This is a genomic window from Pseudomonas sp. Sample_11, assembly GCF_004307505.1.
In the GTDB taxonomy this organism is placed as follows: Bacteria; Pseudomonadota; Gammaproteobacteria; order Pseudomonadales; family Pseudomonadaceae; genus Aquipseudomonas; species Aquipseudomonas atacamensis.
Window position 1 is genome coordinate 20,920 of sequence record NZ_RCOD01000023.1, and the last position, 9,436, is coordinate 30,355.

10 protein-coding genes are annotated in these 9,436 nt (G+C 62.8%); 6 read left to right on the plus strand and 4 right to left on the minus strand.

Annotated features, from left to right (window positions below; genetic code table 11):
• Positions 1-185: 185 nt before the first annotated feature.
• Positions 186-1,115, minus strand: a complete 930-nt coding sequence (locus D8U60_RS05050; RefSeq protein ID WP_016771820.1) for a LysR family transcriptional regulator — start codon at positions 1,113-1,115, stop codon at positions 186-188.
• 121 nt (positions 1,116-1,236) lie between these two features.
• Here D8U60_RS05050 and D8U60_RS05055 point away from each other — a divergent pair, with 121 nt between their 5' ends.
• The 3 genes from D8U60_RS05055 to D8U60_RS27590 all read left to right on the plus strand — a co-directional run bounded on the left by D8U60_RS05055 (position 1,237) and on the right by D8U60_RS27590 (position 2,902).
• Complete coding sequence (locus tag D8U60_RS05055; RefSeq protein WP_125917567.1) at positions 1,237-1,530, plus strand: putative quinol monooxygenase; 294 nt, start codon at positions 1,237-1,239, stop codon at positions 1,528-1,530.
• A 32-nt stretch (positions 1,531-1,562) separates the two neighbouring features.
• Positions 1,563-2,576 carry a zinc-binding alcohol dehydrogenase family protein gene (locus D8U60_RS05060; protein WP_130899621.1) on the plus strand — a complete coding sequence of 338 codons (1,014 nt, stop codon included), beginning with the start codon at positions 1,563-1,565 and terminating at the stop codon, positions 2,574-2,576.
• A 152-nt stretch (positions 2,577-2,728) separates the two neighbouring features.
• Complete coding sequence (locus D8U60_RS27590; RefSeq protein ID WP_177435439.1) at positions 2,729-2,902, plus strand: hypothetical protein; 174 nt, start codon at positions 2,729-2,731, stop codon at positions 2,900-2,902.
• 17 nt (positions 2,903-2,919) lie between these two features.
• Here D8U60_RS27590 and D8U60_RS05065 read toward each other — a convergent pair whose 3' ends face one another.
• Positions 2,920-4,116 (minus strand): multidrug effflux MFS transporter, encoded by a 1,197-nt coding sequence (locus D8U60_RS05065; protein WP_130899622.1) that lies wholly within the window; start codon positions 4,114-4,116, stop codon positions 2,920-2,922.
• An 87-nt stretch (positions 4,117-4,203) separates the two neighbouring features.
• Entirely contained in the window at positions 4,204-4,401 is a 198-nt protein-coding gene (locus D8U60_RS05070; RefSeq protein ID WP_110603754.1) for a cation transporter, read from the minus strand.
• A gap of 148 nt (positions 4,402-4,549) precedes the next feature.
• Here D8U60_RS05070 and D8U60_RS05075 point away from each other — a divergent pair, with 148 nt between their 5' ends.
• From D8U60_RS05075 to cueR, 3 genes are all read left to right on the plus strand, one after another.
• A complete protein-coding gene (locus D8U60_RS05075; RefSeq protein WP_016771826.1) occupies positions 4,550-4,933 on the plus strand; it encodes a hypothetical protein in 384 nt (127 codons plus the stop codon).
• A gap of 208 nt (positions 4,934-5,141) precedes the next feature.
• Positions 5,142-7,535: a copper resistance metal-translocating P1-type ATPase CueA gene (gene cueA, locus D8U60_RS05080; RefSeq protein WP_130899623.1), complete on the plus strand. Its 2,394-nt coding sequence runs from the start codon at positions 5,142-5,144 to the stop codon at positions 7,533-7,535.
• On the plus strand, positions 7,532-7,945 hold the full coding sequence (gene cueR / locus D8U60_RS05085; RefSeq protein ID WP_016771827.1) for a Cu(I)-responsive transcriptional regulator: 414 nt from the start codon (positions 7,532-7,534) through the stop codon (positions 7,943-7,945). Before cueA ends, cueR begins: the two co-directional genes overlap by 4 nt.
• Here the strand turns inward: cueR and D8U60_RS05090 are convergent.
• Positions 7,899-9,107 (minus strand): MFS transporter, encoded by a 1,209-nt coding sequence (locus D8U60_RS05090; protein WP_130899624.1) that lies wholly within the window; start codon positions 9,105-9,107, stop codon positions 7,899-7,901. The genes cueR and D8U60_RS05090 overlap by 47 nt on opposite strands.
• Between the last annotated feature and the right edge of the window lie 329 nt (positions 9,108-9,436).

The following is a 9,436-nucleotide window of genomic DNA, read 5'->3' on the forward strand; positions in this document are numbered from 1 at the left end:
CACAACCTGGCAGCAGAAGTAGCAACCGTCACCAAAAGCCGGCAACGCGTTACGGGGTCTGCGCGCCGGGTGTCAGTGCAGGCATGAGGCGGGCGCTAGTATAAGCGGGTTAAGCCAGACGTCCTGCGCCTGGGCCTGGGCAGGTGGCGATTGTTCCTGACAGAAATTTCTCTAATTGCCTGCGACTAATGATCAACTTTGAGGAAACCGGGAAATTGGCTACTCAATTCGGCGCATCGGCTGGCGAGCATCTCCCTCAGCAGGTTCACCGGCTTACTCAATTGTGCGCGATGGGCGCACAACAGATTCAGCGGTGCGCGCTCACACAGCAGTTCCGGCATCAGCACTTTGAGGCGTCCGGCGAGCACATCGGCGCCGACGTCGAGCCAGGACTTGTAAGCGATACCGGCACCGGCCAGCGCCCATAGCCGCACGACGTCGGCGTCATCGCTGAAGCGGTCGCCGCTGACGGTCAGGCCGACTTCGCGCTTGCCATCGTGAAAACTCCAGTGGTCGTGGACGCGGCTGCCGAGCATGTACAAAAGGCAGTTGTGCTGGGCCAGTTGCTCGAGCTGGCGCGGTTCGCCATGCCGGGCCAGATAGTCCGGAGATGCGCACAACACGCGGCGATTGTGTGGCGCGATGGGCAAGGCGATCAGGCTGGAATCTTCCGGCTCGCCGTAGCGCAGGGCGATGTCCACCGGTTGCCGGAACAGGTCGGCGATGCGGTCGCCAAGCAGCAGGCGTACCGTCAGTTTCGGGTGTTCACGCTGGAACGCGTCGAGCCACGGCAGCAGCAGATTGCGGCCGAAATCCGAGGGTGCTGACAGTTGCAGAATTCCGCTGACCTGATCCTGACCGCTGGCGAGCAGTCGACGCCCCTCGTCGAGATTGCTCAGGGCGGCGCGGGCATATTCAAGGAAGCCTTCGCCCTCGGCGGTCAGGCGCAGGCTGCGGGTCGACCGCGCCAGCAGTCGTGCGCCGAGTTGCTGCTCGATGCGCTTCAACGCTGCGCTGGCCACCGCCGCAGACATGTCCATCACCCGTGCCGCCGCCGACAGGCTGCCCAGATCCGCCGCGCGGACAAACAACTGCAGGTCATCAAAACGCAGCATGCGCAGCCTCGATTATCAAAAAAATATTGAAAGAGACTGCTCTTTTAGCCGGTTTTATCGCGCAGAGAAATAGCCAATGATGGCCTCCAACAAATTCATCCCGATTCTCTGGAGTCCGCGCATGTCACAGCCCTTTACCGCTATTGCTACTCTGACCGCCAAGCCCGGCCAGCAGGACGTTCTCGAACAGGCGCTGCGTGCCCTCGTCGAACCGAGCCGCGCCGAGCCGGGTTGTGGCCAGTACGACCTGCACCGCGACCTTGCCGATCCGCAGGTTTTTTATGTCATCGAACAGTGGGCCAGTGACGAGATTCTTGAGGCGCACAACGCCAGCGCGCATTTTCAGAAGTTTCAGGCCAGCGCCGGCCACACCATCGAACACTTCCAGCTCAAACGCCTCGGCAAAATTGCCTGATTCCTCCTTCTATCAACTGTACGGAGCCACTTATGAAAGCCATTGCCTATTACGCGTCCCTGCCGATCAGCGACACCAAGTCCCTGCAAGACATTGAACTGCCAGAACCGGTCGCCGGCCCGCGCGACCTCTTGGTGGAAGTCAAAGCCATCTCGGTCAACCCGGTCGACACCAAAGTGCGGCAGAACGTGGCGCCGGAAAACGGCGCGGCGAAAGTGCTGGGCTGGGACGTTGCCGGTGTGGTCAAGGCTGTCGGCAGCGACGTCACCCTGTTCAAGGCCGGTGACAAGGTGTTTTACGCCGGTTCGATTGCCCGGGCCGGTGGCAACAGCGAGTTGCACGTGGTCGATGAGCGCATCGTCGGTCACATGCCCAAGTCCCTCGGTTTTGCCGAAGCCGCTGCGCTGCCGCTGACCGCGATCACTGCGTGGGAATTGCTCTTCGAGCGCCTGCAAATCAGCGAGGGCAGCAACGATGAAGGCCAGAGCCTGCTGATCGTTGGTGCGGCGGGCGGCGTGGGTTCGATCCTCACTCAATTGGCCAAGCAGTTGACCGGTCTGAAAGTCATCGGCACTGCCTCCCGTGCGCAAACCCGTGACTGGGTCAGCGCACTCGGTGCCGATCTGGTCATCGATCACAGCCAGCCGCTGAGCGAAGAATTGAAGCGCGCCGGCATCGCCAGCGTGACCCACGTCGCCAGCCTCACCCAGACCGATCAGCATCTGGCGCAACTGGTCGAAGCCCTCGCGCCGCAAGGCAAGCTGGCGCTGATCGACGATCCGAAGTCCCTCGACATCAGCCTGCTCAAGCGCAAGAGCCTGTCGCTGCACTGGGAGTTCATGTACACCCGCTCGCTGTTCGAAACGCCGGACATGATCGAACAGCACAAGCTGCTCAACCGCGTCGCCGAACTGATCGACGCCGGCACTTTGAAGACGACTTTGGGCGAGCACTTCGGTGTGATCAACGCGGCCAACCTGCGCCGCGCCCATGAGCTGCTGGAAAGCGGCAAGGCCAAGGGGAAAATTGTTTTAGAAGGTTTCTAAAAAAATAAAGCCTCGCAAACGCTCGTGATGCCAGAGCGGTTGCGGGGCTTTTTGCCGTCAGTCGGTTGCTTGACCCTTGTCACACTTACGCGGGTATCGAGGTCTACAATCGAAGCCTCTGCGATACATCTTTTACGCAAGGGAGGTCAGCAATGAAGATCCTGATAAAAGAAGTGGCAAAGTCCCAATGGCAGGTGCGTCTGGACCAGCACGTCGTGACCTTTCGCAGTGAAGCCGAGGCTCTGGCCTTCACTCGCACCCTCGAAGCGCGACTCTGCGCGCCCCACCGGATCCCCGAACCCAACCAGCAGCGCGCCGCCGGCTGAGCTCCAAAGTCGAGCGTTCAGACCTGGGCTTGTGCCAGCGCCCGGGCATTCTGCAAGCGCCGGGTAAGCAGCGCGACGCTCACCACCAGCAGACCGCACAGGCTGATGACCATGGCCATCGGCACGGCGCTGCCATCGTGCAACACCCCCACCAACGCGGCAGCACCGGCGGCGATGCTGAATTGCAGGCAACCGAGCATTGCCGAAGCACTGCCGGCGCGGGCGCCCTGACCGTTCATTGCGCAAGCCGAGGCGTTGGGAATGATGCAGCCGAGGCTGGCAATGCAGATGAACAGCGGAATCAGCAACGGCCACAATGCCTCTGGACGCATCGCGCTGACCGCCAGCAACGTCAGCCCGGCGAGGAAGTACACCCACACCGCGCGCACCAGCAAAAACGCCGGACCACGCTTGGCCAGCAAACGAGCATTGACCTGCGCCACCAGAATGAACCCCGCCGCGTTGGTGCCGAACAGCCAGCCAAAATGCTCGGCGGGTACACCGTAGAGCTTGATGAACACAAACGGTGAACCGGCGATGTAAGCGAACATGCCGGCGATGGCGATGCCGCCGGTCAGGGCGTGGCCGAGATAGACCGAGTCCTTGACCAGTCGTGCGTACTGGCGCAACGCACCGGACAACGGCTGGCGCGGCACGTGGGCCGGCATGCTTTCCGGCAGACCCAACGCCACCGCCAGACCTGCCGCCGCACTGAATCCGGTGAGGACCAGAAAGATCGACTGCCAACCCGTGGTGTTGACCAGAAGCCCACCGAGCATCGGCGCCAGAATCGGCGCCAGGCCCATCACCAGCATCAACTGGGAAAACACCTTCGCCGAGCCCACCGCATCGCACTTGTCGGCGACCACCGCACGGGAAATCACCATGCCCGCACAGCCACCGAGTGCCTGGACGAAACGCGCGCCGATCAGCCATTCCAGGCTCGGCGCGTAGGCGCAGGCCAATGACGCCAGGGTGAACAGAGCAACGCCGCTGAGCAGCGGAAGCCGCCGGCCGAAACGATCGGAAATCGGCCCGTAAGCCAGTTGGCCCAGCGACAGACCGAGGAAGTACGCCGCCAGCGTCAGTTGAACGTGCTGCTCGTTGGTGCCGAACGCCAGCGCCATGGCCGGGAAGGCAGGCAAATAGAAGTCGATCGCCAAAGGACCGAAGGCGCTCAAGGCGCCGAGTATCAAAATCGTGCGGAAATTCATCAGGCATCCAGGTGGGCAAGTCGCAGCCCGACAGTCTAGCCGCGCCCGGACGCCTTGAACATTCCGATAGCTCGCTAACGATCAATTTCAGACGAGCTTCACCTCATAACCCTCTTCGCGAATCGCTTCGATGACCTGATCGGCACTCAGCGCGCTTTCGACGCCGACTTCCTTGGCCGCCAGATCGACGCGCACGCTGGCTGCCGGATCCAGCGCCTGCACCGCAGTGGTAATGGCTCTGACGCAATGACCGCAGGACATGCCTTGAACGTTGAACACTTGCATGGGAAGACTCCTTTGAGTGAGGTTGCCGGCAGTCTCAAGCTTGCCACGATGGCAAGGTCAAGTTCTGCGAAAAACTGCCGGGCTGGCAATCGGCGCCGCGCTCGGCCAAGCTGCATGCATCAATGACTGGAATTCAGGAGATTCAGCCATGCGCTGGTCAGCTTTGGGCCTGTTTGGCTTGCTCAGCCTTTTCGCCGCCGTCCCGCAGGTGCAAGCCGCCGGCGAGGATTACGCGGTACTGATCATTTCCCGCGAGCGCCTCGAAGTGGCGACCTCGTGCGAGATCGGCGTGTACATCCAGGACCAGCTCTCGGCGCGCCTGTTCCAGGAGCAGAGCACTTCGTTCAACCTGCCGCCGGGCAAGGTTTCGCTGCGCTTGAAACTGCTGCCGGGCCAGGCACCGGGTTGCAACCCCGGCATGCTCGCACCGGGCTCGCAGGAAGTCGTGCTGCACGCGGGGGATGTGCGGAAGTTCCGCCTGGCGATGAATGCCGAAGGCGTGTACTTGAAGCCGGCCGGCCTCGGTTACTGAGCCAAGCGCCGACCCGTTGCCGATCGTTCCCACGCTCTGCGTGGGAATGCAGCCATGGACGCTCTGCGTCCCGAAGCGTGACGCGGAGCGTCACAGGAGGCATTCCCACGCGAAGCGTGGGAACGATCAACATCTTGCGGAATGGTGCTTGACCTTGCCCGCATGGCAAGGTTGATCCTGTAGTCATCCACTACAGGGAGCGCGACCGATGTCCGAATCCACCACTTTCGATCTGCCGATTGCCGGCATGACCTGCGCCAGTTGCGCCGGGCGTGTCGAGCGGGCGCTGCGCAAGGTCAGCGGCGCCAGTGCCGTCAGCGTCAACCTGGCCACCGAACAGGCCCGGGTGCAGGCGCCCGGCGACAGCCTGCCGGCGCTGATGCAAGCCGTGGAGCGCGCCGGTTACAGCGTGCCCCGGCAAACCGTCGAATTGAGCATCGACGGCATGACCTGCGCGTCCTGCGTCGGTCGCGTCGAACGTGCCCTGAGCAAAGTCCCAGGCGTGAGCAGCGTCAGCGTCAATCTGGCCAACGAACGTGCGCACCTCGAATTGCTCGGCCAGGTCGATACGCAAACCCTGCTCGACGCGGTGAGCAAGGCCGGTTACTCGGCCAGCGTCTGGCAAGCTGAACGGCCACAGTCCGATGACCAGCAAAAACGCCTGCACCGCGAGCGCTGGGCATTGATCTGCGCGATCGCCCTCGCTCTGCCGCTGGTGCTGCCGATGTTACTGCAGCCGTTCGGCATTCACTGGATGCTCCCGGCCTGGGCGCAATTCGCCCTCGCCACTCCCGTGCAATTCATCTTCGGCGCACGCTTTTATGTGGCGGCGTGGAAAGCCGTGCGCGCCGGTGCCGGCAACATGGACCTGCTCGTCGCCCTCGGCACCAGCGCCGGTTATGGCCTGAGTGTCTATGAATGGGCCAGCGCGGCCGGACGCATGCCGCATCTGTATTTCGAGGCCTCGGCGGTGGTCATCGCTTTGGTGTTGCTCGGCAAATATCTCGAAAGCCGCGCCAAACGTCAGACCGCCAGCGCCATTCGCGCTCTCGAAGCGTTGCGGCCGGAGCGCGCGATTCAAGTCATCGACGGGCGTGAGCAGGACGTTGCGATCAGCGCCCTGCGCCTCGACGATCTGGTGCTGGTCAAACCCGGCGAACGCTTCCCGGTGGATGGCGAAGTCGTTGAAGGCCAGAGCCACGCCGACGAAGCGCTGATCAGTGGCGAAAGCCTGCCAGTGCCGAAACAGCCGGGCGACAAGGTCACCGGCGGCGCGATCAACGGCGAGGGTCGTTTGCTGGTGCGCACCCAGGCGCTCGGCGCGGAAACCGTGCTGGCGCGGATCATTCGTCTGGTCGAAGACGCGCAAGCAGCGAAAGCGCCGATCCAGAAACTGGTGGACAAGGTCAGCCAGATTTTCGTGCCGACCGTATTGCTGATCGCCCTGGCCACGCTGATCGGCTGGTGGCTGTACGGCGCACCGCTGGAAACGGCGGTGATCAATGCCGTCGCCGTGCTGGTGATCGCCTGCCCGTGCGCCCTCGGCCTCGCCACTCCGACGGCGATCATGGCCGGCACCGGCGTCGCCGCGCGCCACGGCATTCTGATCAAGGACGCCGAAGCGCTGGAGCGCGCCCATGAAGTCAGCAGCGTGGTGTTCGACAAGACCGGCACGCTGACCTCGGGCACGCCGCGAATCGCGCACTTCAGCGCGGTCGATGGTGACGAAAATAATCTGCTGACCTTGGCCGGTGCGTTGCAGCGCGGCAGCGAGCATCCTTTGGCCAAAGCGGTGCTGGATGCCGCCGCCGAACGCGGCTTGAACGTGCCCGATGTCAGCGACAGCCAGTCGCTGACCGGACGCGGCATCGCCGGCACGCTGGATGGCCGGCGCCTGGCGCTGGGCAATCGGCGGATGCTCGACGAAAGCGCCTTGAGTGCCGGTGAATTGTGCACATCCGCCGAAGCGTGGGAACGCGAAGGCCGCACATTGTCGTGGCTGATTGAGCAAAGTCCTCAGCCGAAGGTGCTGGGTCTGTTCGCCTTCGGTGACACGCTGAAACCCGGCGCTCTGCAAGCGGTGCAACAACTTGCCGCACGGGATATCCAGAGTCACCTGCTGACCGGCGACAATCGCGGCAGCGCACGGGTGGTGGCCGAGGCCTTGGGCATCCGCAATGTTCACGCCGAAGTGCTGCCTGCCGACAAAGCCGCGACGGTGGCCGAGCTGAAGAAAACCGGCGTGGTCGCCATGGTCGGCGATGGCATCAACGACGCCCCGGCCCTCGCCGCCGCAGACATCGGCATCGCCATGGGCGGCGGCACCGACGTCGCCATGCACGCGGCCGGCATCACCTTGATGCGCGGCGATCCGCGACTGGTACCGGCAGCGCTGGAGATCAGCCGCAAGACCTACGCGAAGATTCGCCAGAACCTGTTCTGGGCCTTTGTCTACAACCTGATCGGCATTCCGCTGGCGGTGTTCGGCTTCCTCAATCCGGTGCTGGCCGGTGCGGCGATGGCGCTGTCGAGCGTCAGCGTGGTGAGCAATGCGCTACTGTTGAAAACCTGGAAACCCAAGGACCTGGAGGAACACCGATGAACATCGGCCAAGCGGCCCGACAAAGTGGCCTGAGTGCAAAAATGATTCGTTACTACGAGTCGATCGGTTTGCTCAAAGCGGCCAATCGCACCGACAGCGGTTACCGCGTATACGGCAGCGATGACTTGCACACGCTGGCATTCATCAAGCGCTCGCGGGATCTGGGCTTTTCCCTGGAAGAGGTCGGCAAGCTGCTGACCCTCTGGCAGGATCGCCAGCGCGCCAGCGCCGATGTGAAAGCACTGGCGCGCCAGCACATCGACGAGCTGAACCAGAAGATCCGCGAGCTCGGCGAGTTGCGGGACACCCTGCAGGATCTGGTCGAGCATTGCAGCGGCGACCATCGCCCGGACTGCCCGATCCTCAAGGAACTGGCGTCGGGCTGCTGCGCGCAACCCGCCCGCGCCTGATCCGCAGCAGCGTCACCACGCCCAAGGTGCCGAGGGGAATGCCGTGGAACAGCATGACCACGGCCCCCGGCGTCCACCACGCATAGAACGGCGCAGCGACCAACATGCCGATGCCGAAACCGCTCATCTGCAGCAAGGTCAGCACGCTGAAAATCGGCAGGCGCAACGCCGCAGGTTCCCGTTGCAAACGTGACATCAGGCTGACTTCGGAAACCCCGTCGCCAAGCCCGGCCGGCAAGGCGAACAGCAGCAGCCCCACGAGGCTGTGCTGCTGGAACATCAGAATGAACCCGCAGGACATCGGCGCCACACCGCAGAAAAATCGTCTTTCAAGGTGGCTGTTCTCCGAGCCCTTGAGGTGACTGGCGATGCGCGCGCCGAGCAGTTTGCCGCTGGCCCATACCGCAAGCGCCAAGCCCAAGGTCGTACTCGCCGCCTCGGGCGTCAGCAGTTTCGAAATGATCGGGAAGCCGACGTTATGCGCGGCGCTGCCCAAGGTGTCGGCCATGGTCACCGCGAGCATGGCCGCGACCACTGGCACCGAACGCAGGCCTTGCCGCAGCGCAAACCATTCACCGCGTTCCGGCTGTTCGCTGACGTGCGTTTTTTCGAAACGCAGCGGCACGATCAGCAGCGCCGCGAGCACATAGGTCAGCGCATTGAGGGCGAAGACCGTTTCAAAACCAAAAGCAGCCACCAGCAACCCCGACACCAGACTGCCGCCAACCATCGCCGCAGAAGAAGCTGAAGTGATCCAGGCGTTGGCCTTGAGCAATTGCGCCGGCGCGATCAAGCGCGGCAACTGGCTGTTGAGGCCGATGGCGAACATCGAATTGCCCAGGCCGAGGCCGAAGGCAATCAACGGCAACAGCCATGCCTGCTGACTCGCCGGTGTGATCAACAGCAGCCCCAGCAGTGCGGCGCGCAACAGATCGAAAGCAATCAGCGGCGCGCGGCCCTGCCAGCGCCGGTAGAAGCGCGTGCCGATCAGGCTGGCGAAAATTCCGCCACCGACGCGGCTGGCAAGGAAGATGCCGACGCTCATGGCGCTGTTGCTCAGCAGGTAGACGTAGGTGGCCAGCGCGACCATGTTGAGGAAGGCGCCGAAATCCGAGATCAGCCGGGCGGATACGATCAGGTGGGTGTTGCGTTGGGTGGTCACATTCAGTCCTTGAGTGTGGTTGGAGCGCTGGACAGTAGACGCGAATAAGCCAGGATCCGAAAGCCCCCTCACCCTAGCCCTCTCCCAAAGGGAGAGGGGACCGATTGGGGGATATTTGGGAGATACACCGACCTGAACGTTTTTCTTTGAATCCATAATCGACTCGGTTTTTTCAGGTCGATGTATGGCTAAAGACACCTCGGTCGGCCCCCTCTCCCTCCGGGAGAGGGCTGGGGTGAGGGTGCTTTTTGACTCAAACAAAAAACCCGGCCGAACAGACTGTGTGAAAACGCACTGATGGTGGTTCCAGCAAACGCCCCGACTTGTTC